At 74.6% G+C, this 22,636-nt stretch carries 17 protein-coding genes, 1 pseudogene and 2 riboswitches; of the genes and pseudogenes, 10 read left to right on the top strand and 8 right to left on the bottom strand.

Going from position 1 to position 22,636, the window contains the following annotated elements; all coding sequences use genetic code 11:
- Nucleotides 1–31 precede the first annotated feature (31 nt).
- A riboswitch (cobalamin riboswitch) is annotated at nucleotides 32–252 on the top strand.
- Between the two features lie 155 nt (nucleotides 253–407).
- The 5 genes from metE to AC2TEW_RS22780 all read left to right on the top strand — a co-directional run bounded on the left by metE (nucleotide 408) and on the right by AC2TEW_RS22780 (nucleotide 6,240).
- The gene (metE, locus tag AC2TEW_RS22800; protein ID WP_484625182.1) at nucleotides 408–2,723 is read left to right on the top strand and encodes a 5-methyltetrahydropteroyltriglutamate--homocysteine S-methyltransferase; all 2,316 of its coding nucleotides are present in this window, start codon (nucleotides 408–410) and stop codon (nucleotides 2,721–2,723) included.
- Nucleotides 2,724–2,992: 269 nt separating this feature from the next.
- Complete coding sequence (locus AC2TEW_RS22795; RefSeq protein WP_484625181.1) at nucleotides 2,993–3,520, top strand: hypothetical protein; 528 nt, start codon at nucleotides 2,993–2,995, stop codon at nucleotides 3,518–3,520.
- 112 nt (nucleotides 3,521–3,632) lie between these two features.
- The gene (locus tag AC2TEW_RS22790) at nucleotides 3,633–4,406 is read left to right on the top strand and encodes a hypothetical protein (protein ID WP_484625180.1); all 774 of its coding nucleotides are present in this window, start codon (nucleotides 3,633–3,635) and stop codon (nucleotides 4,404–4,406) included.
- Between the two features lie 184 nt (nucleotides 4,407–4,590).
- Nucleotides 4,591–5,328, top strand: coding sequence for a YcnI family copper-binding membrane protein (locus tag AC2TEW_RS22785; protein WP_484625179.1), 738 nt, complete (start codon nucleotides 4,591–4,593; stop codon nucleotides 5,326–5,328).
- A 231-nt stretch (nucleotides 5,329–5,559) separates the two neighbouring features.
- Nucleotides 5,560–6,240, top strand: a complete 681-nt coding sequence (locus AC2TEW_RS22780; protein ID WP_484625178.1) for a scabin-related ADP-ribosyltransferase — start codon at nucleotides 5,560–5,562, stop codon at nucleotides 6,238–6,240.
- A 147-nt stretch (nucleotides 6,241–6,387) separates the two neighbouring features.
- Here the strand turns inward: AC2TEW_RS22780 and AC2TEW_RS22775 are convergent, their stop codons facing one another.
- On the bottom strand, nucleotides 6,388–8,115 hold the full coding sequence (locus AC2TEW_RS22775; RefSeq protein ID WP_484625177.1) for an amidase: 1,728 nt from the start codon (nucleotides 8,113–8,115) through the stop codon (nucleotides 6,388–6,390).
- 271 nt (nucleotides 8,116–8,386) lie between these two features.
- On the opposite strand from AC2TEW_RS22775, the gene AC2TEW_RS22770 reads away from it, so the two are divergent.
- A complete protein-coding gene (locus AC2TEW_RS22770) occupies nucleotides 8,387–8,944 on the top strand; it encodes a TetR/AcrR family transcriptional regulator (protein WP_484625176.1) in 558 nt (185 codons plus the stop codon).
- Nucleotides 8,945–8,999: 55 nt separating this feature from the next.
- Here the strand turns inward: AC2TEW_RS22770 and tsaD are convergent, their stop codons facing one another.
- The 6 genes from tsaD to AC2TEW_RS22740 all read right to left on the bottom strand — a co-directional run bounded on the left by tsaD (nucleotide 9,000) and on the right by AC2TEW_RS22740 (nucleotide 17,766).
- Nucleotides 9,000–10,067 carry a tRNA (adenosine(37)-N6)-threonylcarbamoyltransferase complex transferase subunit TsaD gene (tsaD, locus tag AC2TEW_RS22765; protein WP_484625310.1) on the bottom strand — a complete coding sequence of 356 codons (1,068 nt, stop codon included), beginning with the start codon at nucleotides 10,065–10,067 and terminating at the stop codon, nucleotides 9,000–9,002.
- 102 nt (nucleotides 10,068–10,169) lie between these two features.
- Nucleotides 10,170–11,012 (bottom strand): ECF transporter S component, encoded by an 843-nt coding sequence (locus AC2TEW_RS22760; RefSeq protein WP_484625175.1) that lies wholly within the window; start codon nucleotides 11,010–11,012, stop codon nucleotides 10,170–10,172.
- Entirely contained in the window at nucleotides 11,009–12,652 is a 1,644-nt protein-coding gene (locus AC2TEW_RS22755; RefSeq protein WP_484625174.1) for an ABC transporter ATP-binding protein, read from the bottom strand. The genes AC2TEW_RS22760 and AC2TEW_RS22755 overlap by 4 nt, the downstream gene beginning before the upstream one ends.
- Nucleotides 12,649–13,833: an energy-coupling factor transporter transmembrane component T gene (locus AC2TEW_RS22750; protein ID WP_484625173.1), complete on the bottom strand. Its 1,185-nt coding sequence runs from the start codon at nucleotides 13,831–13,833 to the stop codon at nucleotides 12,649–12,651. Before AC2TEW_RS22750 ends, AC2TEW_RS22755 begins: the two co-directional genes overlap by 4 nt.
- Before the next feature lie 4 nt (nucleotides 13,834–13,837).
- Complete coding sequence (locus AC2TEW_RS22745) at nucleotides 13,838–14,890, bottom strand: hypothetical protein (RefSeq protein ID WP_484625172.1); 1,053 nt, start codon at nucleotides 14,888–14,890, stop codon at nucleotides 13,838–13,840.
- Nucleotides 14,887–17,766: a prenyltransferase/squalene oxidase repeat-containing protein gene (locus tag AC2TEW_RS22740; RefSeq protein WP_484625171.1), complete on the bottom strand. Its 2,880-nt coding sequence runs from the start codon at nucleotides 17,764–17,766 to the stop codon at nucleotides 14,887–14,889. The genes AC2TEW_RS22745 and AC2TEW_RS22740 overlap by 4 nt, the downstream gene beginning before the upstream one ends.
- A 331-nt stretch (nucleotides 17,767–18,097) precedes the next feature.
- A riboswitch (cobalamin riboswitch) is annotated at nucleotides 18,098–18,173 on the top strand.
- 125 nt (nucleotides 18,174–18,298) lie between these two features.
- Between AC2TEW_RS22740 and AC2TEW_RS22735 the strand changes: the two genes are divergently transcribed.
- Nucleotides 18,299–19,705, top strand: a complete 1,407-nt coding sequence (locus AC2TEW_RS22735; RefSeq protein WP_484625170.1) for a prenyltransferase/squalene oxidase repeat-containing protein — start codon at nucleotides 18,299–18,301, stop codon at nucleotides 19,703–19,705.
- Here the strand turns inward: AC2TEW_RS22735 and AC2TEW_RS22730 are convergent.
- Nucleotides 19,693–20,418, bottom strand: a complete 726-nt coding sequence (locus tag AC2TEW_RS22730; RefSeq protein ID WP_484625309.1) for an adenosylcobinamide amidohydrolase — start codon at nucleotides 20,416–20,418, stop codon at nucleotides 19,693–19,695. The two genes, AC2TEW_RS22735 and AC2TEW_RS22730, sit on opposite strands and share 13 nt — an antisense overlap.
- Before the next feature lie 302 nt (nucleotides 20,419–20,720).
- On the opposite strand from AC2TEW_RS22730, the gene AC2TEW_RS22725 reads away from it, so the two are divergent.
- From AC2TEW_RS22725 to AC2TEW_RS22715, 3 genes and pseudogenes are all read left to right on the top strand, one after another.
- On the top strand, nucleotides 20,721–21,059 hold the full coding sequence (locus tag AC2TEW_RS22725) for a hypothetical protein (RefSeq protein ID WP_484625169.1): 339 nt from the start codon (nucleotides 20,721–20,723) through the stop codon (nucleotides 21,057–21,059).
- A 318-nt stretch (nucleotides 21,060–21,377) separates the two neighbouring features.
- Nucleotides 21,378–22,187 carry a hypothetical protein gene (locus AC2TEW_RS22720; RefSeq protein WP_484625168.1) on the top strand — a complete coding sequence of 270 codons (810 nt, stop codon included), beginning with the start codon at nucleotides 21,378–21,380 and terminating at the stop codon, nucleotides 22,185–22,187.
- A gap of 37 nt (nucleotides 22,188–22,224) precedes the next feature.
- Nucleotides 22,225–22,449, top strand: a pseudogene (locus AC2TEW_RS22715) (helix-turn-helix domain-containing protein); the annotation flags it as partial.
- Between the last annotated feature and the right edge of the window lie 187 nt (nucleotides 22,450–22,636).

The raw sequence follows: 22,636 nt of genomic DNA, 5'->3' as shown, positions 1-22,636 counted from the left end.
CATTCGGACCGCGGGCCGGGGCAGTGGGCATAGGGTGAGCGGTGCAGCTGGTTCACCCCGTCCGCCAGGCGGGGTGTCGTAAGAGGGAACCCGGTGGGAATCCGGGACTGCCCCGCAGCGGTGAGTGGGAACGACCGCCGTCATACGCACTGGGCCCGGGAGGGTCTGGGAAGCGACGGCCAGTAGGTGTCCGCCCTGATACGGGCGGGTGTGCCCGCGAGTCCGAAGACCTGCCCGCTGCCCGTGCGCGACCATCGCGCGCGGACATCCGGTGACCTCGTGGGCGGGTCGGCGTACACAGCAGGCGGAGCCGTACCCGGTACGGGTGTCCGTCCGGCTCGTCGTACCTTCGCGCTCCCGTCCCTTCACCGGGTACTTGAGGAGCAAGACTCGCGAAGGAGAGTCCCTTGACAGCGAAGTCCGCAGCCGCGGCCACCCGCGCCACCGTGTACGGCTACCCCCGCCAGGGCCAGGGCCGGGAACTCAAGAAGGCGATCGAGGGGTACTGGAAGGGCACCGTCACCGCCGACGCCCTCCAGGACACCGCGGCCGCCCTGCGCCGGGCGAACTGGCAGCAGCTCGCCGACGCGGGCGTACGGGAGGTGCCCACCGGCGACTTCTCGCTCTACGACCACGTGCTGGACACCACCGTCGCCGTCGGCGCGATCCCGGCCCGCCACCGCGCGGCGGTCGACGCCGACCCGCTCGACGGCTACTTCGCCATGGCGCGCGGCACCCAGGACGTCGCGCCACTGGAGATGACCAAGTGGTTCGACACCAACTACCACTACCTGGTACCCGAACTCGGCCCCGACACCGCCTTCACCGCCGACTCCGCCAAGGCCGTCGCGGAGCTGCGCGAGGCGCTCGCTGCCGGCCACGACGCCCGCCCGGTGCTGGTCGGCCCGGTCACCTACCTGCTGCTCGCCAAGCCGGCCCCCGGCGTCGCCGCCGACTTCCGGCCGATCACCCTGCTGGACCGGCTGCTGCCCGTCTACGCCGACCTGCTCGCCGACCTGCGCGCGGCCGGCGCCACCTGGGTCCAGCTCGACGAGCCGGCCCTGGTGCAGGACCGCGCCCCGGCCGAGCTGAACGCCGCCGCCCGCGCCTACCGCGAGCTCGGAGCCCGCACCGACCGGCCGAAGCTGCTGGTCGCCAGCTACTTCGACCGACTCGGCGAGGCCCTGCCGGTGCTCGCCAAGGCCCCGGTCGAAGGACTGGCGCTGGATTTCACCGGACCGGCGGCCGGCAACCTGGACGACCTCGCCGCCGCCGGTGGACTGCCCGGCAAGCGCCTGGTCGCGGGCGTGGTCGACGGCCGCAACATCTGGATCAACGACCTGGAGAAGTCACTCGCCACCCTGGCCACCCTGCTCGGCCTCGCCGACACCGTCGACGTCGCCACCTCCTGCTCGCTGCTGCACGTCCCGATCGACGCCGATGCCGAGCGCGACATCGACCCGCAGATCCTGCGCTGGCTGGCCTTCGCCAGGCAGAAGGCGCAGGAGGTCGCACTCCTGGCCCGCGGCCTGCGCGAGGGCACCGGCGCGATCACCGCCGAACTCGCCGCGAACCGGGCCGACCTCGCCTCCCGCGCCACCTCCCCGATCACCCGTGACCCGGCGGTCCGCGCCCGGGTCGCCGCCACCACCGCCGAGGACGCCCGCCGCGCCCAGGCGTACCCGGAGCGCACCGAGGCCCAGCGGGCCCGGCTCCGGCTGCCGCTGCTGCCGACCACCACCATCGGCTCCTTCCCGCAGACCTCCGAACTGCGGCTCGCCCGGGCCGACCTGACGGCCGGCCGGATCGGCGCCGACGCCTACCGGGAGCGGATGGAGGCCGAGGTCCGCGAGGTGATCGCCTTCCAGGAGAAGGCCGGGCTGGACGTCCTGGTGCACGGCGAGCCCGAACGCAACGACATGGTCCAGTACTTCGCCGAACAGCTCACCGGCTACCTCGCCACCCGCCAGGGCTGGGTCCAGTCCTACGGCACCCGGTACGTGCGGCCGCCGGTACTGGCCGGGGACATCTCCCGCCCGCACCCCATGACCGTCGACTGGTTCCGCTACGCGCAGTCCCTGACCGACCGCCCGGTCAAGGGCATGCTCACCGGCCCGGTCACCATGCTCGCCTGGTCCTTCGTCCGCGACGACCAGCCGCTCGGCGACACCGCCCGCCAGGTCGCCCTCGCCCTGCGCGACGAGGTCGACGACCTGGAGGCCGCGGGGGCGGCCGTCGTCCAGGTCGACGAGCCCGCCCTGCGGGAGACGCTGCCGCTGCGCGCCGCGGACCGTCCGGCCTACCTCGACTGGGCCACCGAGTCGTTCCGCCTCGCCACCTCCGGAGTGCGGGCCGACACCCAGATCCACACCCACATGTGCTACGCCGAGTTCGGCGCCATCATGACCGCGATCGACGAGCTCGACGCGGACGTGATCTCGCTGGAGGCCACCCGTTCGCACATGGAGGTCGCCGGAGAGCTGGCCCGGGCCGGCTACCCGCGCGAGGTCGGCCCCGGTGTGTGGGACATCCACTCCCCGCGCGTGCCCGGTACCGACGAGGCCGTCGAACTGCTGCGGGCCGGGCTCGCCGCGATCCCCGCCGAGCGGCTGTGGGTCAACCCCGACTGCGGCCTGAAGACCCGCGGTTGGACCGAGACCCGGGCCTCGCTCGACAGCCTGGTCGGTGCCGCCCGCCGACTGCGGGAGGAACTCGCCGGCTGACGGCCGACGGGAGACCGCAGGGGGCGGGCGCGGGACACCTTCCACGCCCGCCCCCCTGCCCGAAGACCTCGCGCGAGGGCAGTGGGTACCCGGCGACCACGCCCGGTCATCTCCGGAGGACAGCGAGAGCCGGCCGGCCCGGGCCGCGAGGAGCGACAGGACAGCTGTGGCCGACCGACGGGCAACGGGCCTTCCAACTCGCCGTCCAGATCGCACTGTTGGAACACCGGCCGATACCCGGGCCCGGCCGGTGCGGGATGATGGGTGACATGACCGAGCCGATCGAGCCCGCTGTCCCGTTCTCGCCGATGGACGCCCTGGACACGGAGGGCCGGGGGAGCGCAGCCGCCGCCCGCGGACCCGCGGGCAGAACCCGGGCGCCGCTGTGGGCACTTGCCGGCTTCGCCGCCGGCGCGGCCGTGGTGGCCCTCACCTGGGCCGTGTCCGCCAGCGGCGTCACCCGGACCGCCCCCAGCACCGAGACGTTCGGCGTCGACGGCACGCTGACTCTCGGAAACGACGTGGTGGTAGCCGGAACGACCTGCGCGGGCCGGGCCCCGATGGACGACATCCGATGGGGAACGGACGTCACCGTGGTCGACGAGCACGGCACGGTCGTGGCCGTCAGCGCGCTCGGCGGGGCCACGCCCGAAGGAGACGGCGGCTGCCGGTTCACGGCCACGCTCAGCCTGCCGACGGGACCGACCTTCTACCGGGTCACCGTCGGGCGGCGGGACACCTTCGTCCTGACCGCAACGGAGGTGGAGAGCCGGCGCTTCGTGCGCGCGATCCGCTGAACAGGGGGAAGCGCCGACATGCGCGGGCGGTGTGCCCGCCGCGTGCAGGGCGCCTGGAGGTTCGGAACCGGGGCACCGGTGGGCGGCGGGCGGGTGGCATGATGTGGCGGCCATGATGACCGTCACCGTCGCCCCGGGGCCATCCCGCCGTACGGCCGCACTGGATGTGCGGCTGGTGCGGGCGTCGGCCTTCGCCACCGTGAGCGTGGCGCTGGCCGCGGCGGCGCACGGCGCCGCGGGCAGGGCGGCGGTGGGTCTGCCGCTGGTCGCGCTGGGCTGGCTGCTGGTCTGCGCCGCGGCTGCGGTGGCGGCCGGCCGCCGCCGGACCCTTCCGGCCATCACCGCGGGCGTGGCCGCCGGGCAGCTCGGCCTGCACCTGCTCTTCCGTACCGGGCACGCCATGGCCACGCCGCTCTCCACGCCTGCCTCGATGCCGGGCATGCCCGGGATGCCTGGGATGCCGGCGGGGGCCCACCGGCCGGGCGGCCGGGCGGGATCCGGTCCGGTGCCGTCGGCCGGGGCCGGGGCCCACGCCGGGCATGTGCACCACGCGGTCGCCGCCGTGCACGGCGGCGTTCTCGGCCTCTCACCCGGCATGCTGGCCGGCCATGCCGCCGCTGCGCTCGCCACCGGCTGGCTGCTGCACCGGGTCGAGGTGGCGCTGTGGCGGCTGCTCGACCTCGCGCGGACGGTCCGGGCCGCCGCCCGCCACTGGAGCCGGCGCGCCCGGCGCACCCTGGCCGTCCTCATCGGCACGGCCGTCCCGCCGCCGGTGGCTGTCCCACGCACGTGGCCCGGCCGTGACGCCGTCCCGCGGCACCGCCGGTCGGCGCTGCTGCGCCACAGCCTGGTCCGCCGGGGACCGCCCGGGGTCGTCACCGCCTAGGCACGGACGGACGGAGTTGCCGCTCCGCCCGATGCCTTCGCGTTGCCAAAGGCGGCCGCACCCCGTTCCGGGGCGGCCGCCGGACACCCCGTCAGCGTTCCCGCACCGCGCCCCGCCGGCGTGCCGACCTGCCCGGTCGGTGCGCGGCCGCGCGGTGCCGATCTCCCGGATGGAGACCACACCCATGCGTTCCACCCTCTCCCGCCGTCTGGCCGCCGCGTCGCTGCTGGCCGGTGCGGCCCTGCTCGCCTCGGCGGTTCCCGCGTCCGCGCACGTCACCGTGCAGCCGGGCACCGCCGCCCAGGGCGCGTACACCGCCGTCGCCTTCCGTGTCCCGGACGAGAGCGACACCGCGTCCACCACGAAGCTGGAGGTGACCCTGCCCGCCGACCACCCGGTGGCCTCGGTCGCGACCCGGCCGCTGCCCGGCTGGACCGCCACCGCGGAGAAGACCAAGCTCGCCACGCCGCTGAAGACCGACGACGGCGACGAGATCACCGAGGCGGTCTCGAAGATCACCTGGACGGCCGACGCGAACGCGAAGATCGCGCCCGGCCAGTTCCAGGACTTCGCGCTCTCGCTCGGCCCGCTGCCCAGCGACACCGACAAGCTCGTGTTCAAGGCCCTGCAGACCTACGACGACGGCACCGTGGTCCGCTGGATCGAGGAGGGCAAGGACGGCCAGCCCGAACCCGAGCACCCCGCGCCCGTCCTGACCCTCACCAAGGCCGCGGCCGAAAGCGACACCCACGGCATGACCGCGACCACCGGGGGCCAGGCCGCCCCGCCGGCCGCCGCGCGCGCCACCTCCTCCGACAACGCCGCGCGCACCCTCGGCGTCGTGGGCATCGCGGTCGGCGTGGTCGGGGCCGCGCTCGGCGTCCTCGGCCTGCGCCGACGCAACGAGGGCCCGCAGGCCTGACCGTCCCGGAAGCGCCGCGACCCGGCCGGACCGTCCGGCCGGGCCGCGGCCGTCCCCGCGACCGCCGTGGCCGGGGTGGTGCTCACCCGTCGTCCGGCACCGGGTGACGGTACGACTAGTTCACCCGGGTGGGTGCAGTCCGCGTATCGGTCCCGATGCGAACGGCCCCGGCCGCCCATAAAGATGCCCGTCCTGTTGATCAACCGATGGGCTGTCGCCATGCTGCGCACCGTGCTCCGAGTAGTCGTCGCCGCCTCCCTCGCCTCCGCCGTCACGGCCGTCGCCGTGCCCCCGGCCACCGCCGCGCCCGCGGTCCCCGCCACGCGGGCGGCCGACGACGACCTGACCTCACCCTGCGGACCCGTCCGCGACTACCGGGCCTCGGACTGGTGGCGCACCACCACGGAGCCGCAGATCGCCCAGCCGGTCGCGGCCAAGGCGACGCAGGAGAGCTGGCAGTGGCGCAACGACGTCAACACGCTCTGGCGCGGCGACACCCGGGAGAACGTGGAGGACATCTTCCGGGCCGGCTTCGTCCCGCGGGGCGATCTGGTGACCCCGCTCGCCGAGTACATCGTCCAGGGCGGTGGGCAGAACAGCGCGCACCTGAGCACGAGTTGCGAGATGTGGGTGGCCCAGAAGTTCGCCACCTACGGCGCCGCCAAGACGGGCTGGGTGTACGAGATCTACGCGCCCGGCGGCATCGACGTCAACGCCACCGCCCGCCTCAACAGCTACCAGTCCCCGTACCTGTGGAACAAGGAGATCGACTTCCCCGGCGGGCTCGAGGGCCGGTACCTCAAGGGCGCCTGCAAGTACCGCCTGACCGGCACCGACCCGGACACGAAGGTCAGCACCTTCGAGAACCTCGGCTGCAAGTCCAACCCGGACTTCGCTCCCTACGCGGGCTGAGGCGCGCGTCGCCGACGGGTCGAGCGGTCGAGGAACGACGGGTCGAGCGGTCGACCGGTCGAGGAACGACGGGTCGACCGCCCGGGCGGCTGCCCGGCCGGCGGCGGGGGAGGAGGGCAACCTCCGCTCCGCCGCCGGCCGTTGTGCTCAGAGCCGCGGCGTGCGCGGCGGCTCCGTACGGCGGCTGCCGGTCGCCTCGAAGGCCGCGCCGAGGGCCAGCAGCGCATTGTCGTCGTAGGCGCGGCCCGCGAAGGTCAGGCCGACGGGCATGCCGGTGTCCGCCATGGCGCCCATGGGCACGGTCACCGTCGGGATGCCGAGGTGGCGGGGCACCAGGTTGCCGTTGGCGACCCAGACGCCGTTGCGCCAGCCGAGGTCCGCGGACGCCTCGGAGACGTCCATGTCCGCGGGGCCCACGTCGGCGACGGCCGGGAACACCACGGCGTCCAGGCGCAGTTCGTCCATCCAGGCCTCCAGGTCGACCCGGCGGGTCTCCTCGAGCCCGCGCAGCCCCGCCTCGAGGTGCGGCATGTCGGTGAACGATGCGTACGGGCGCTCGCGGACGAACCGCGGGTACTCGCCGATGGTGTCGTCGAAACCGGCGTAGCGGTCGGGGAGTTCGCCCTCGTGCTTGGGGAAGATGCGCTCGCCGTCGACCTCGGTCAGGGTGGCGAGGGCCGGGTCGCCGTTGGCGCACAGGAAGTCGTCCCACGCCCAGGCGGACAGGTCCTCGATCTCGACGGTGAGGTAGTCGCGGCCGACCAGGCCGCGGGTGAGCAGCGAGGGCGCGCCGGGCCGGTCGGCCTCGTAGTTCGACACGACGGGGAAGTCGACCTCGACCACCTCGGCGCCGGCCGCCTCCAGGTCGCGGCGGGCAGCCTCCCACAGGGCGATCACCGAGGGGCGGGTGTCGATCCGCTGCCCGGTCTGGCCGCCGATGCCGCCGTCGGGGTTGGTGCCCGCGTCGGGGTCGGCGTTGATGTACATCCGCGGCACGCCGACGCGCTTGCCGGCGAGCGCGGCGGCCGCCGTCCCGGCGTCGGCGGGGGCGAGCGCCGGGTACGAGGCGGGACGCACCTGCGACGCCGCGGGCAGCGGGACCCACGGCTGCGCGCGCCACAGGTCGCCGCGGGTCTGCGGGTCGTCGGCCACCACGACGTCGAGGAGTTCGAGCAGGTCGGCCATGGTGCGGGTGTGCGGGACCACGACGTCCATGGTCGGCACCAGCGGCCAGTTGCCGCGCACCGAGATGACGCCGCGGCTGGGCGTGTAGGCGCACAGCGCGTTGTTGGACGCGGGCGCCCGGCCCGACGACCAGGTCTCCTCGCCGAGGCCGAACGCGCCGAACGACGCCGCCGTGGCGGTGCCGGAGCCGTTGGAGGAGCCGGAGCCGTACGCGCTGGTGAGCCAGTCGGCGCTGTAGGGGCTCTCGGCGCGGCCGTACACGCCGCGCTGCATGCCGCCGTTGGCCATCGGCGGCATGTTGGTCAGCCCGATCAGGACGGCGCCGCCCGCGCGCAGCCGCTCGATGGCGAAGGCGTCGTGCTGGGCGGTCAGGTGCTCGAACGCCGGTGAGCCGGAGGCGGCGGTCAGGCCCTTGGCCAGGTAGCTGTTCTTCGCGGTGTACGGGATGCCGTCCAGCGGGCCGAGGGTCTCGCCGCGGGCGCGGCGGGCGTCGGAGGCCTGCGCCTCGGCGCGGGCGTCCGGGTTCATCACGACCATCGCGTTGAGCGCGGTGGCGGTGCCGGGCCGGTCGTACGCCTCGATCCGGGCGAGGTAGGCGTCGAGCAGGCCGACCGCCGTGGTCTCGCCCTTCTCCAGCGCCGCGCGCAGATCGGCGATACAGGTCTCCACAACGTCGAATCCGCGCGTCATGCGGGTGCCTCCTGGCTGGTTGGTACGGGACGGGCGGGCGGGTCGGGGTCGGTGAACCGCCCGGATGGGGCCGGGCCGGTCCGGGCATGCGTCGGCCGCGTCCGGTCGTACTGACTAGATTTTCAGTCTAGACTACGGATCTAGATCTCCAGAATCGAGGGGTGAGGCCATGCCGACGCCAGAGACCGGGCCGGGTGCCGCCCCCCGGCCTGCTCGGACCCCGGTGGACCGGAAGCGCCAGCCCAGCGGCGACGAGGCACGGGGACGGGCGATGCGGGCCGCCATCAGTGCCATCGCCGAGAAGGGCACCGCGGCCGTACGGATGTCGGACATCGCCGCGCGGGCCGGGATGAGCACCGGGCACATCCTCTACCACTTCGGCAAGAAGGACCGCCTGCTGCTCGAAGTCCTCGCCTGGAGCGAGGCGGACCTCGGCCGGCAGTTCCAGCAGGCCGCGGACGAGGCCGCATCCCCCGGCGAGAAGCTGGCGCTGTTCGTCCGCTACTACCTGCCCCGCCACCCCGGCGACGAACGCTACGCCCTGTGGACGCAGGTCCTGGCCCAGCGTCACGACGACGCCGGCCGGGACCTCCTCACCGCGCTCTCGGACACCTGGGAGGAGCGCCTGGAGGCGATCGTGCTGGAGGGGCGGGCCCTGGGGCGGTTCGCCGAGGTCGACCCGTCCGAGTTCGTCATCAGGGCGGTGGCCATGCTCAACGGGCTCTCGGGGGACGTGATGTTCGGCCGGTCGCGCTGGCAGCACGCCTCCGCCAACGCGTTCGCCCTGGCCGCCCTGGAACGCGAACTGCGGCCGTCCGATCAGGGCTGACGGCGCGTCCGGTCGCCGGGGTCCGCGCCGTGCTCCGGGCCGGCGCCGGCGGCCGTCACGCGGCGTCGATGCCGACGCGGGGGGTGAGGGCGGCGTACTCCAGCGGGGCCGAGGGGTCGATGGAGAGGTCCAGCGGGGCCGGCCGGGCGCCGGAGCGGACCAGGAGGTCGCCGATCGCCGCGATCATGGCGCCGTTGTCGGTGCACAGGCGCAGGGCGGGGACCCGCAGGGTGATGCCGGCGGCGGCGCAGCGCTGTTCGGTGAGGGCGCGGATGCGGGAGTTGGCGGCGACGCCGCCGACCACGACGAGGGTGCCGATGCCGTGGTCGGTGCAGGCGCGGACGGCCTTGCGGGTGAGGGTGTCGGCGATGGCCTCCTGGAGGGCTGCGGCCGCGTCCGGGACGTTCGGTTCGGCGCCGGCGGCCCGTTGGCCCTCGACCCAGCGGGCGGCGGCGGTCTTGAGGCCGGAGAAGGAGAAGGCGTACGGCGGGTCGCTGGGCCCGCTGAGCGGGCGGGGGAGGCGGACCGCCTTCGGGTCGCCGTCGCGCGCGGCGCGGTCGATGGCGGGGCCGCCGGGGTAGGGCAGGCGGAGGATCCTGGCGACCTTGTCGAAGCACTCGCCGGCCGCGTCGTCCAGGGTGTCGCCGAGGTGGACGATCGGGTCGCGGGCGAGGTCGCGGACCAGCAGCAGGGAGGTGTGCCCGCCGGAGACGATCAGCACGATGCTGGGGTCGGGCAGCGGTCCGCCGTCGAGGGTGGCGGCGGCGACGTGGCCGGCCAGGTGGTGGACGCCGTACAGCGGGACGCCGAGGGAGAAGGCGTAGCTCTTGGCGGCGGCCACGCCGACCTGGAGCGCGCCGGACAGGCCGGGGCCGGTGGTGACGGCGACGGCGCCGATGTCGGCGAGGGTGAGCCCGGCCCGGTCCAGCGCCTCCTGCACGACGGGGGCCGCCGCGTGGACGTGGGCCCGGGCGGCGATCTCGGGGACCACGCCGCCGAAGCGGGCGTGCTCGTCCATCGAGGACGCCACCGCGTGCCCGAGCAGCACGCCGTCGCGTACCAGACCGGCGCCGGTCTCGTCGCAGGACGACTCGATCCCCAGCACCACCGGCGATCCCGCCATCGTCACCCTCACCCAACCTTGTCGCAGTCTGCTATCACCTGCATATATTGTGCAACAAGGTGTGGGGGTGGCCGGACCACCGCCCCGGCCCGGTGCTTCTGCTCACCGCGCTGGATCCGGGGCAGCGTTCGGTTCCGGGCCCGGGGAGGCGGGGGAGGCGAAGGTGACCGGGGCCTCGAAGTTGGCGCGGCGGGCGGCGCGGCGGAACACCGTGAGGACGGCCGGCCCCACGATCAGGACGCACACCCCGGTGGTGACGGCGCGTCCGGTGTCCCAGCCGAGCGAGGTGGCCAGGTCGAAGAGCAGGTAGCGGTGCCACTGCTCGGTGAACGGCAGCCCGGGCAGATAGGCGATCGAGCTGTTCGGGTCGGTGGCGAACGGCCAGAACGACAGGTTGAGCAGGAACCCGAAGAGATAGCCGGAGACGGCGCCGTACCCCGCGAGCATCAGCACCTCGGCCCGCCCGCGCAGCCGCGGCAGCAGCCCCGCGAGCAGGCCGACGAACGCGCAGCCGAACATCTGGTACGGCATCCAGGGCCCGACACCTCCGGTGATCAGGGCGGAGGCGAACAGCGAGGTGCAGCCGAGGGTGAAGCCGAAGCCGGGGCCGAAGACCCGACCGGCGAGGACCAGGATGAAGAACACCGTCTCCACCCCCGCGGTCCCTGCACCGAGCGGGCGCAGACCGGCGTTGACGGCGGAGAGCACGCCGAGCATCGCGAGGGCCTTGGCGTCGATGCCGCCGGCGGAGATCTCGGCGATCACCACGGCGAGGACCAGGACCAGCAGCGCGCCGAAGATCAACGGCGGCGCGTAGTTCGACCCGAACTTCCCCGGGGCGACCACGAACGGCCAGGTGAAGGCCGTCAGGCCGATGAACGAGGCCAGCGCCACCACGAGCCGGGCACGGACGGGGACGCGGACGGCGACCCGGGCCGCGCTCACCGGGCGACCCGCTCGGCGCCGAGGACCTGGGCGACCTGGCGGGTGGTCAGGTACGGCAGCGGGGCGAGGATCTTGGCGGTCTGCGGGGCGAAGGTCGGCGAGGCGACGATCACCTCGGTGGTCGGACCGTCGGCGACGACCTCCCCCTCGGCCATCACCACCACGCGGTCGGCGGCCGCGGCGACGAACTCGACGTCGTGGGTGCACACGACGACCGTGCGCCCCTCGGCGGCGAGGTGGTCGACGATGCCGATCAGCGCCTCCTTGCCCGGGTAGTCCAGCCCGCGGGTGGGCTCGTCCAGCAGGACCACCTGCGGCGCGGCGGCCAGCTGGATCGCCAGCACCAGGGCCAGCTTCTGACCCTCGGACAGGTCGCGGGGATGGCTGTCGTCCGGGATGCCCGGGGCGAGCCGGTCGAGGATCTGCCGTGCGGTGTGCCCGGCGCCGGGGGCGGCGTCCAGGTCGCCCTGGGCGAGCTCCTGGGCGACCGACTCCAGGTAGAGCAGGTCGGTCGGGGTCTGCGGGACCAGGCCGACCAGCCGGCGGGCCTCGGCCGCGGAGACCTTCTTGGGGTCGGCCGACGCCTTGCCGTCCGTCCCGGCGACCTCGACGGTGCCGCCCTGCCGCGGGCCGGAACCCTGCAGGGCCCACAGCAGCGAGGACTTGCCCGAGCCGTTGCGCCCCATCAGCGCGGTGACCTGACCGGCGCGCAGATCGAGGTCCACCTCCCGGACGGCGAGGACCTGACCGTGGCGGACCACGACCCGCCGCGCGGACAGCACCGTCGCGCCGTCCGGCTGTGCCCGCCGCGGCGGCGGGACGGGGTGCCCAGCCAGCTGCTCCCGGAGCGGGGCGGCGGCCCGGCGGGCGTCGCGGACCGAGAGCGGGAGCGGCCGCCACCCGGCCAGGCGGCCGAGGTCGACCACCGGAGGGGCGATGCCGGTGGCGGCGAAGACCTCCGCGGGCGGCCCGTGGACCACGGTGCCGTCACCGGGCAGGTAGGCGACCCGGTCGGCGTACTGGACGACCCGCTCCAGGCGGTGTTCGGCGAGCAGCACGGTGACGCCGAGGTCGTGCACCAGGCGGGTGACGGCCGCCAGCACCTCCTCGGCCGCGGTCGGGTCGAGCGCGGAGGTGGGCTCGTCCAGGACCAGGATCCTGGGGTGCGCGGTGAGCACCGAGCCGATCGCGACCCGCTGCTGCTGACCGCCGGAGAGCTCGTGCAGCGCGCGGTGGCGCAGGTCGGCGAGGCCGAGCAGGTCGAGGGTCTCCTCCACCCGCTTGCGCATCACCTCCGGCGGGATCGCCAACTGCTCCATCGCGTAGGCGAGTTCCTCCTCGACGGTGTCGGTGACGAACCCGGCCAGCGGGTCCTGGCCGACCACGCCGACCACGTCGGCCAGTTCGCGCGGCGGATGGTCGGCCGTGTCGCGGCCGTCCACCGTCACCCGGCCGTGCAGGGTGCCGCCGGTGAAGTGCGGGACCAGCCCGTTGACGGCGCCCAGCAGGGTGGACTTGCCGGCGCCGGTACGGCCGACCACCAGGCAGAGTTCCCCCTCGGGGATGTGGAGGTCGACGTCGCGCAGGACGGGGGCGGACCCGCCGTCGTACACCACGGCGACCTGGTCGAAGCGGATCACTCGGTCACCTCGGTGCGGGGACGGGCGGTGCCGGCGGCGGTCCCTGCGGACCGCTTCACCGGCAGGGCGGCGGAGGCGGGTGCCCGGCCGGGTGGCGGGGAGAGGACACCGGCCGAACCGGCCAGCAGCAGGGCCAGCACCGGGACGGCCGGAAGGGCGGGCCAACTCAGCGGGTAGAGCGACGGGTTGAGGTCGGTGGCCGCGTAGCCGACCGAGACGCAGAGCAGAACGGCGGCGGCCACCCCGCAGCCCGCGACACCCCACTCGGCGGCCCGCCACGGGTCGGGACGGTACGTGGTACGCCGCACCCGGCGCCCGCCGAGCGCCAGACCGCCCGCGCACAGCGCCGAACCGGCCGCCAGCGCGGGCAGCCCCAGCACGGCGGGCGCGGTACCGTCGAGCAGCCCGTACACCCCCGCGCACAGGCCGCACATGCCGAGCAGCATCAGCGCGCCGGTCACCCGGCGGGAGGCGCGGGTCGCGGTGCCGGAACGGCCGTACCCGCGGGAGTCCATCGCGGCGGCCAGGTGCAGCGAACGCTCCAGGGCGTCCTCCAGCACCGGGACGACGATGCTGCGCAGAGCGCGGATGCCCTTGCTCCGCCCGGCCCGCAACCGCCGGGCCCGCACGACGCGCTGGACGCTCTGGACGAGCTGGGGCGCGACGCTGAGCGAGACGGTGACGGCGACGCCCAGTTCGTACAGCGCGCCGGGAAGTACGCGCAGGGCGCGCTTGGGGTTGGCGAGGGTGTTGGCCGCGCCGATGCAGCACAGCAGGCAGGCCAGCCGCAGACCGTCGGTGGCCGCCGACAGGGTGGCCTCCAGCGAGACCGGTCCGCCGATCCGGATCCCCGCGTACCAGGCCGGGGTGGGGAGGTGCGGCAGCGAGAAGAGCAGGTGGTCGTGCGGGGTGATGCCGGTGGCGAACACGCAGCGGAAGGCGACCCGGATCGCCACCACGGTCAGCGCCAGCCACAGGTAGTACTTGAAGCCGCCCGCCCAGGGGGCCTCCGTGCGGCGGGCGGTGACCACGTAGCCGAGCACGGCGAGCACCAGGAACAGCAGCAGCGGATTGGTGGTGCGGCTCGCGGCGGTCGCCATGGCCAGCGCCCAGATCCACCAGGCGAACGGGTGCAGGTCGCGCGGTACCCGGCCGGGGGTGCGCTGGTCGAGCTGGTTCACCGGATCACTCGGCCTGTCGTCGGCGTCGGCGCAGCGCGGTGACCGCGGTGGCGGCGCCGAGGGCCACCACGATGACGGCGCCGGTGACGGCGGGGGCGATCGAGCCTGCGGAGTGCGGCGCGTCGGGGGCCGGGGCCGCGTCCACGATGCCCGCGGCCGGGGAGGCCGGGGAGGCCGGGGCGGTCGGGGCGGTCGGGGAAGCGGCGGCGGAGGCCGGATCGGTGGCGGTGCCCGGCGAGGCCGGGGCGCTCTCCGTGGCGGTGGGCTCCGCGGGGGTGGCGTCGCCGGCGGATGTACCCGGGTCGGGGGTGGTGCCGCCGGGGGACGGCTTGGTGGCACCGCCGGAGCCGCCGGCCGCGTTGCCGCCGCCCTTCGTTCCGCCGCCGCCCGCACCGCCGTCGGCGGTGCCGCCGGCCCCTCCGCCGCCCGGACCGCCGCCCGCGGGCGGGGTGGTGGGCGGCTTGGGCGCGCTGCTCTGGCCGGAGCCGCCGCCGGGCGCCGGGTTGTGGGCGCGGACGCTGTCGGGGGAGAAGGCCGGGCGGCCCTCGGTGCCCTCGATGTTGGTGCCGCCGAAGATCCACAGGTCGACGCTGCCGGGCTTGGGCTGGTAGCTCATGGCGCCGAGCTGGCTGTACGACCAGGTGTCCTGGCCCGGGTCGGCGTGCCAGTACGACCAGTACGCGGTGGCGGGCGGGGTGAGGACGCACTTGTCCTGATCGGGCGTCGGGAACTGCTTCCCGCCCTGGAACCCGCTGTAGCCGATCCGGCAGATGAACGCCGGCCCGTCGTGTCCGGTACCGGTGGTCTTCCAGCCGCCCTGGTTGAGCAGGGCGTAGCCGGTGGTCGGCGTGGTGCCGCAGGAGCGCAGCAGCGGGCCGCCCCAGTGGCCGAGGTCGACCGCGAGAACGACGCCGGAGGTGGTGGTGCACTGATCGATCGGCAGCGGCGAGGCCGCCGCCGGGGCCGCGGCCGTACCGACCCCGCCGAGGGCGAGGCCCAGGGTCACGGCCGCGGCGGCGGCCGCGCGGACGAGGGGGCGCCCCGTGCGGCGAATCACCGGTGCCGTCCGGGGACGGCGGCCGTCCGGCGGCGGGTGGCGACCAGCACGCCGCCGCCGGCCGCGGTCAGCAGCAGGGCCGGGATCACCAGTCCGAGCACATCGGTGCCGGTCCAGGCCAGGCCGTCCGCCGGCTCGCCGTCGGTGGCCCGGGTGCCGGAGGGGGCGGGGGCCGCGTCCGTGCCCTGGCCGGCGGGAGTCGACGTGGCCGGGGCCGGGGAGACCGAGTCGCTGCCGCTCGGGGACGGCGAGGCCGAGTCCGACGGGGAGGACGGCGAGGCCGAGTCCGAGGGGGAGGCGGAGGCCGAGGTGGACGGCGATCCGGTCGGGGTCGGCGTGCCGGTTCCGGTGCCGAGGTCCCGGTGCAGCGTGCCGAAGGAGATGCCGGTGACGCCGCCGAGCGCCTGGGTGGAGGCGCGGACGTCGGAGCCCTGCTGTCCGGCGGTGGCGACGTCGAAGCCGCCGTCGGCGTTCTGCTGTCCCGCCAGGAACTCCACCGCCTTGGCGATCTGCGCGGCGTAGGTGCTCTGCCGCAGGGTCATGCCCTGGACGGCGAGGGCGGCCGAGTTGGTGGAGTCGCCGGCCGCGCCGGGGAAGCCGCCGTCCGGCTGCTGCTGGGCGGCGAGCCAGGCGAGGCCCTTGTCGACCGCCGCGGCCGCCTCGTCGCCCGGGACGAGTGCGAGGGCCATCACGGCCATCGCGGTGCTGTCCACGTCGGAGTCGCCGGCGGCGGGGATCAGGCTGGGCCAGGAGCCGTTGGCGGCCTGGAGGCTCTTCAGGTAGGCGATCGGTGCGGCGGCGTGCTCGGCGTCCCCGGCCCGCAGCTGGGCCATCACCCCCAGGGACTGGGAGAACACCGAGGTCGCCCAGAGGTAGTTGCCCGGCGCCGCGCAGCCGTTGTCGAGGTCGGCGTGGGCGCAGACGGCCTGGGCGAGCGCGGCGATCAGGTCGTGTCCGCCGAACGCGTGCGGGTCGCGGCCGACCACCTCGGCGAGCAGCGCCTCCTTGCCGATCGAGCCGCCGCCCGCGAACTCGGTGCCGATCCCGGTCCAGTCGTTGACGGTACGGTCGTTGGCGTCCTTGCCTTGCTGGTCGAGGAAGTCGACGATCTTGCGCAGGGCGGTGTCGTCGGTCCCGGTGGCGGCGAGCGCGTAGGCGCCGTCGATGGTGAGGCCGAAGTCGGCGAAGGTCGGGAAGGCCTCGTAGTAGTGGCCGTCGACCAGGTTGGCCGGGGCGGTCAGATAGGCGCTGCCCTTGGCCAGGTCGGGTGCCTTGCCGGGCTTCGGGGGCTGCGTGCCGCCGCCGAGGTCGCGGGTGACGCTCGCCGGGTCCGTGCCGGTGAGGGCGAGGATGGCCTGCTCGGTGGCGGCCGGGTCCGAGTCGGTGGTGCCCTCGTCGGGGCCGAAGCCGCCGTCCTTGTTCTGCCGGGCGGCGAGCCAGGACTTGGCGGCGGTCTGCTCGGCGGTGTGACCGGTGGCCTTGAGCCCCTGGGCCGCGCCTGCGGTGGTGGAGGTGTCGCCGCCGGGGGCGCCGATGTACGGGAGGTAGGAGCCGTCGGCCTGGTGGCTCGCGGCGAGCCGGTCCGCGGCCTGCTGCACCAGCTGCTCGTGGCCGCCCGCCCTGCCCAGCGCCAGCACGGTGAGCGCGGTGGTGGACGGGTCGGACTCGCAGTTGTCGCCGGGCACGATCATGGCTCCGGCGATACCGCCGTCGGCGCACCGCAGCGCGTCGAAGCGGGCGAGTGCGCCGGCCGGCGGGGTGACGCCACCGCGCTCCAGGGCGATCACGGCGAGGGCCTGCACCCACGGCGAGGCGGCGCCGAGGAAGTCGCCCGCGGCGGTGCACTTCCCGTCCTCGCCGGCCGTGGTGCAGACATGGTCGGTCAGCGCGGCGAGCAGGTCGTGGCCGCCGAACGCGCGGGGGTTGCCGCCGGTGCTCTCGGCGACGAGGGCCAGCAGGGCGGCGGCCCGGGAGTCGGGCCTGCCGTTCGGGCCGTCGGGAAGGAGGAAGGCGTCGGTGTGCGCCTGGAGGAAGGCGACGACCTTGCGCAGGGCCGGGTCCTGGGTGCCGGCCGCGGCGAGGGCGAGGGCCGTGAGCGAGGTCCTGGGGTAGTCGGCGCCCTCGAAGGCCCAGTTCTCCATGTGGTCGCCGTTGACCAGCTGGCCGGCCAGCCAGGCCGCCGCGGCGGCGGGGTCGCCGGTGGCGGGTGCCGGGCCGGTCGGGTCGGAGGTGGCCGAGGCGGATGCCGACGCAGAGGCCGAGGTGGACGCCGAAGCGGAGGCGGAAGCGGACGGGCTGGCCGAGTTCTTCGCCCGTACCGAGTCCGGGGTGAACGAGGGCGCCCCACTGCTGCCGCCGATGTCGGTGCCGCCGTACACCCAGGCCTCGACCTCGCCCGGCTTCGGCTTCTGGGTGCCGGCGCCGAACTGGCTGTAGGACCAGGCGTCCTGTCCCGGTTCGGCGATCCAGTAGGACCAGTAGGCGGTGGCCTGCGGGGTGTTGACGCAGGGTTCCTCGGCGGGGGTCGGGTACTGGGTGCCGTTGCCGAACGTGCCGCTGCCGAGGCGGCAGACGAAGGCGGGGCCGTCGTGTTCGGTGCCGGTGGTGGTGAACCCGGCGTTGTGCAGAAGGTTCAGGCCGGTGGTGGGGTGGGCGTCGCAGCCGCGCACCACGCTGCCGCCCCAGTGGGTGAAGTCGACGGCGACCACGGCGCCGGTGGTGGCCGTGCACTCCTCGATCGGGTCGGCGGCGGCGCGGTCGGGGTGGCCGATCATCACGGCGCCGCCCGCGGTGATCGCGATGGCGGTGGCGAGCAGGAGGGAGGCGGGACCCCGGCCTCTGTGTCCCGTACCCGTACGCGTGCTGTTGACCCTCACCGGCGACTCCCTGATCGGTCGAGGCGGGGTGCCGACGGCGCAGCCGACCGGGTCCCGGGAAGGGGGCCGATCCGGACCGCGTCGTAGTCCGCGACGACGCACGTGTTGCTGACAAGCCCCTCGGCGCAGGCATTCCGGCTCACCCGCCGCTCGGCGACGGGTCCACGGTTGCGGGTCAGCGCCGGAGTTGGACCGGCTTCCCCTGACTGCCGAGGGTGAAAAACCGGTTCATCAGACCATGCGGCCGAGCGGGGAGTCAACGAGGCGTCATGTCGCCTTCGCCACCTCGTGACCACCCGTGAGGTGCGATAGCGTCCCCGGTGGCCGTGTGGGGGAACCCGGTGCGAATCCGGGGCTGACGCGCAGCGGTGTGGGGCGGATCGGTGCCGCCCCGAGCCCGAATGCCCGCCCGGCCGCGCACCACGAGCGAGAGCCAGCCCACGCGATCCGGGCGGCGGCCGCCCCAGCTGTCGTGCCCCCGAGGGGACACCGGACCGGCGCGGGTCGACGCCCCCACCCAAGGAGCCCGACCGTGCCCTTCCGCCCTTCCTCCGCCACCGTCGTCGCCCTGGCGGCCGGCGCCCTGCTGCTGTCGGCCGTCCCGGCCGGCGCCACCGCCTCCCCGGCCCAGATAGCGACTTCCAAGTCCACCGGCGTCACCTACCTGAAGTCGCTGCAGGCCGCGGACGGCAGCTACGTCACCGGCGGCGGGCTGTCCAACGAGTGGGCGTTCAGCGCCCTCGCGGCCGCCGGAACGGCCGCCGTCGACGTCACCCCGGGCGGCGACACCACCAAGAACGCCCGGACCGTGTACCGCAACCAGCTCGCCGCCGCCTCCTGGCCCAGCGCCTCGCCGGTCGTCACCGACTACGAACGTGCCACCCTCAACGCCTATGCGGCCGGCATCGACCCGGCCCGGGTCGGCCCCGGCCGCAATCTGATCGCCGACCTCGCCGCGTACTGGCAGAGCGCCGAACCCGGCTACTACGGCCCGTCCGCCAACTTCAACGGCACCGTCTTCGGCCTGCTCGCACTCGGCGGAGCCCGCACCCAGGCAGGTGCCCGGCGCGTGCCGCAGGCCCTGATCGACGCCACCGTCACCGCGGTACGCGCCAACCAGCACAACGACGGCGGCTGGAACTACGGCAAGGCCGCCGGCAACCCGACCGCCCTCGCCCAGGGCAGCGACATCGACATGACCGGCGCCGCGATGGCCTCGCTGTGCAGCAGCGGAGTGCCCGGCACCGATTCGGCGATCGTCGCGGCGAAGAACTTCCTCAAGGGCAAGCTGGTCTCCTCCGGCGCCTTCAACTCCATGTTCGGCGCCAACACCGACTCCAACGGCTGGGCCGTCTCAGGCCTGAACGCCTGCGGCATCAACCCCCAGGGCGCCGACTTCACCAGCGGCAGCGGCAAGACGCCGATCGACTTCCTGATCGCCCAGCAGTTCAAGCCCGGCGGCGGCTTCAAGTACCTGCCCACCGACACCGTTCCCGCCGCCTATGCCTCGGTGGACGGGCTGCGCGCCGTCGCGGGAGCCGGTTTCACCGCCGTCCCGCCCGTGCCGGTCACCGCGGGCGCCCCGACCTGGGTCGCCACCGGTACGTTCACCGCCGGGACGGCCGCCCGCCTCGCCCTGGTCGTCGACGACGGCACCGGCACCGCGGGGTTGAAGGTCTGCGCGGTCACCCTCACGCCGACCGGCACCACCACCACGCTGGGCGCCGTTCTGGACGCCGCCGCCACCGCGACCCCGAGCGGCTGCGTCACCTCGGTCACCCCGTCCACCGGCGGCGGCACCGTCACCGCGATCAACGGCACTGCCAACAGCGGCGGTTCCACCTGGAAGGTGGGCCTGGACGGCGGCACGGACAGCGCCGCGACCCGGGCCACCGTGATCAACGTCGGCGACACGGTCTCGCTGCGCTACGGCAGCTGACCCACCGGCAGCAGGAAGCTACGGCGGCACTCCAGGGTCGGCAGTGCGTGCTCGGGCACCGGACCCCGGGCCCGGCGCGCGCGGTCGGCCACCGCGCCCTCGCGCACCGCGGTGTGCACCGCGCGGGCGACCCGCGCGCCCCAGGGCGAGCGCGGTCCGCCGAACGGCTCCGCGCCCTCCCCGGGACGGGCTCGCCGCACCGCGACACACACCGCGTCGGAGGGCGTCCCCGAGCAGTCGTACCCGGCGTCCAGCAGCGCCTGTACCTTCGCCTCGGTGGCGGTGGCCAGCAGGTTCACCAGACCGGCATCGGACACCGCCGCCGGGACGACCGCCAGGATGTTGATGGTCCCGGGCCCGTGGGCGGCCTCCGCTTCCGGTGCGGCGGCCCAGCTCGGCACCCCGATCCCTGCGGTGACCACCGCGGCGGCCCCGGCGTCGCACGCCCAGGTCACCGCGTCGACCGGGGCGGCCGTCATCAGGCCGGCCCCGGGCCCGGCCAGCCTGTGGGCCGCGGCCAGCTCGGCCAGGTGCCGGTCCGGATCCATCCGGCCGTACCCCGGCCGGACCTGGGCGTTGACCACCCACTCCCGGTCGCCCAGGCCACCGCCGAGCACCGCGCTGCTGACCATCCGCCAGCCCGGCCCGGCCCGCCACACCAGCAGGTGACGGCAGGCACCGTCCTCCACCCGGTACGACCGCTCGAGCACCAGGCCCTCACCGTGCCTGGTCCGCGCCGGACGGAGGTCCGCCTGCTGCTGCGTCGCTGCCACGAAACGGGTCCGCCTTCACCTCGGGCGATCCCGGCACCCGGCGGGCGCCACCGGCGGCCGGGCCCCCGAGCCTCCGGAAGCTCCCGGGATCGAGGCCCCGAGACTACCGAACACCCTCTGGCCGTGGGCGGGCGGACGGAGGATCATCACCACCCGGGTCCACAGAGCACGTCGGTTTCACGGAGCGCGTCGGATCCAAGGAGCGCGTCGGATCCACGGAACAAGGGGGAGGACAGGTTCGGATGAACTGGTTCAGGTGGGCAGCGGGGGGTTATGTGGCCCTGGTCGGGACGCTGGCCGCGTTGGGCGGGATCCGCGAGGACGCGGCGTTCTACCTCGCGGCGGTGGTCCTGACCCTCCCGGTCGGCATCGCCGCGCTGATCGGTGTCTACGTCCTGCGCGGGGCGCTGACGGGCCTCGGCGGACTGTTCGCCGCCACCACGCAGCCCGACGGCGCGGACGCGTCCTGGCTGGTCACGGCGGCCACGGTCGGCAACACCGCACTCTTCACCGGCGCGGCGCTCGTCACGGTCCTGCTCGCCAACCGCGTGCTGCGCGGCCACCGGGCAGCCGCCCGCTGAGGGCTCACCCACCGCGCCGGGGCGGTGCTGCGGGGCAACCCGCCGTCCCCGGCCGCACACGAGAACCGGGGGCGGTTCGGGCGGCTCAGCAGGGAACCGTGCTCGGGTAGGGCAGGCCGATGGGCGCGGCAGGTGTCCGCCCGGCGGCACGGCGGGCCTCCATCGCGGCGGCCGCGCCGAGCCGGCCCCGGTCCCTGGCCTCCTGGAGCCGGCCGATCAGGTTCGTGTTCCGACCGGGGCATTCGAGCGGGGATCCGACGCCGGGACGGTCCGGCGAGTATGCGATGCTCCCGTCCAGATGCCGACAAGGAGCCCAAGGTGAAGCAGATTCGGTTTGACGCCGCCGTCGAGGACGGGCTGAATGTCCACCGCTATCTGCCCGGGACCGATCTGCCGGTTGAGCGGCACTGGCCTGGTCTCTATGAGTGGTGGTCCGACGGACCGACCCCCTGGACGGAGTACGCGGTCAACAACAACAACACCGAGGAGATCGCGGTCTATCTCGGCCTGGTCTGGCGCTTGACCGATGGCCTGGCCCGCTATGGAGTTGCGACGTACTACCACGATGCCGCCGCCCGAATCCTCGGTCAGCAGCCGACGTTCGTCGACTGGGAATACGAGGTCGACGCCGAAGCTCTCGAACCCGTAAGTCGCGATCACGGATTCGTGCCTGGCTGTTCCTGCGTTCCGATCCGGCCGGCGCCGACCGCATGGCAGTCCGAGCACGCGGCTCAGGCAGGTGTGTTCAGCATCACGACTCCGCGAGACCTGGTCGGGCTGCTGCAGGCGACGTTGCCCGACGCCTCCGCGGAGGTCGCCGTCTTCGGCGTCGAACCCGGCCCGGATCGCATTGCCGCGCTGACGCAATCGCTCAGCGGCCCGGTCCGCCCCAGCCTGGCAAAAGTCCTGCGACCGGGGGATGTGTTCGTCGATCTGACCGTCGGGGTCGATCTGGGCCACTACGACTCCATCACCGTCGCCGCCCATACGGACCGAGGCGCGCACCTCCAGCAGTTGGCCGAGGACTACGGTCGACGAGTCGCCGAGTACGAGGCGAAGGCTGATTCCCTGCCCGATATCCCGGCGTTCCTCGCCGCCATGCGCGACCTGGCCGGCATCGGCGCTTGAGGGCGGCCGAGGGCTCCCCGCCGCCATCCCGATGCGGCTTCGCCGCGAAGGCGGCGACGCGCCGGGCCGTGGCCGGGCGTGGAAGCTGTCCACGGACGACCGGGTGCTACCGGTAGCCGCGTACTGGCACACCAACTTGACCCTGCGCCAACTCGCGCCGCTCTTCGGCGTGTCCGAGTCCACCGCCGATCGCGTCATCGACCACCTCGGCCCCAGGCTCGCGCCGGCCCCGCGCGGGCGCTCCGCCAAGGACGTGGACGGGTTCGCACCCGCGTCGAGCGCGCTTTCGCCCGTATGAAGACCTCGAGGATCCTGTGAGAGTGCCGCTTGGGAGGCGACGGTGTGCGCCATGCGATGCACGGCGTTGCCCGCCTACCCGATCTCGCTCTCATGGGCTGACTCCCGCCGCATACGGGACCTGAGAGGTCCACGGGAGACCGGCCGCGGGG

The organism is Kitasatospora sp. NEAU-CNBT7 (genome assembly GCF_057220535.1).
Note: the sequence above shows the minus strand (reverse complement) of the source record. Positions and strands in the feature narration are given on the sequence as shown.